Origin of the sequence: Rhodococcus sp. EPR-147, from assembly GCF_001647185.1 — a bacterium.
Taxonomy (GTDB): Bacteria; Actinomycetota; Actinomycetes; order Mycobacteriales; family Mycobacteriaceae; genus Rhodococcoides.
Genome location: NZ_LVCU01000383.1, coordinates 1 through 1,270, shown reverse-complemented (window position 1 = coordinate 1,270; position 1,270 = coordinate 1). Strand labels below are relative to the sequence as shown.

Here is a 1,270-nt window from a genome sequence, read left to right as displayed (position 1 = left end):
GGTGGTGCACTTCGTACCGTCGATGATGTCTGTCTTCGTCCCCGAGGTGGAGCGACGCCGAGCATCGGGTGCCACACTGCGGCTGGTGTTCGCATCCGGCGAGGCACTGGCTCCCACCACGGCTCGTGCACTACGCCGAGCGGTGAAGGGAGTCGAGCTGCACAACCTCTACGGTCCGACGGAGGCTGCCGTCGACGTCACCTATCACGCTGTCACGGACGAGGATTCGGACGTGATGCCGATCGGTGCGCCGGTGTGGAACACCGCCGTGTACGTGCTCGACTCGCGGCTGAATCCCACTCCCGTCGGTGTCGCAGGTGAGCTCTATCTCGCAGGTACGCAGCTGGCTCGCGGCTACGTGAGCCGCCCCGACCTGACCGCGGATCGCTTCGTGGCACATCCGTTCGCAACGAACGGGCAGCGCCTCTATCGGACCGGCGACGTGGTGCGGTGGAACCGTGACGGCGAGCTGGAGTACGTGGGTCGTTCGGATTTCCAGGTGAAGCTGCGCGGCCTGCGCATCGAACTCGGCGAGATCGAATCCGCATTGCTGGCACAACGCTCCATCTCTCAGGCAGTCGTCGTGGTCCGCAACGACCAACTCGTCGGGTACGTCGTACCGTCCGGTGCCTCGGTGGAGACCGGAGCCGTCCTCGGTGCCCTGCGCTCTCGACTCGCGGAGTACATGGTGCCGTCGACGCTGATCGTGCTCGAGGAGTTTCCGCTCGGTGCCAGCGGAAAGCTCGACCGCAAGGCTCTGCCCGATCCCGCTTTCGAGGTGACCGAGTACCGGGAACCGACCAACGACATCGAACGCACCGTTGCGGAGGTCTTCGCCCAGGTCCTCGGAGTCGAGCGCGTCGGTCTCGACGACGACTTCTTCGAGCTCGGCGGAAACTCCCTCATCGCAACACAACTGGTGTCACGACTGGGCGTCGCCATGGACACTCGAATTGCGGTCCGAGAGCTGTTCGACACCTCCACGGTGGCCGATCTGGCCGCGCGGTTGGGCACACTCGTCGCCACCGGAAGCCGTCCGCCGCTGGTGCCTCAGCAACGGCCGCAACACATTCCGTTGTCGCTCGCGCAGCAGCGGATGTGGTTCCTGAACAAGTTCGACGTCGAATCCGCAGCCAACAACATCCCGATCGCCGTGCGACTGTCCGGTCTGCTGGACCGTCGCGCAATGCAGATCGCGGTCGCGGACGTCGTGGCTCGGCAGGAGTCCCTGCGCACGGTGTTCCCGGAGACCGACGGAACCGCACATCAG

The 1,270-nt window shown here is 65.3% G+C and carries 1 protein-coding gene; it reads left to right on the top strand.

Going from position 1 to position 1,270, the window contains the following annotated elements; translation table 11 throughout:
• Window position 1: 1 nt before the first annotated feature.
• The coding region (locus A2J02_RS17100) for an AMP-binding protein (protein WP_442971484.1) at window positions 2–1,270 on the top strand (1,269 nt) is incomplete at its 3' end.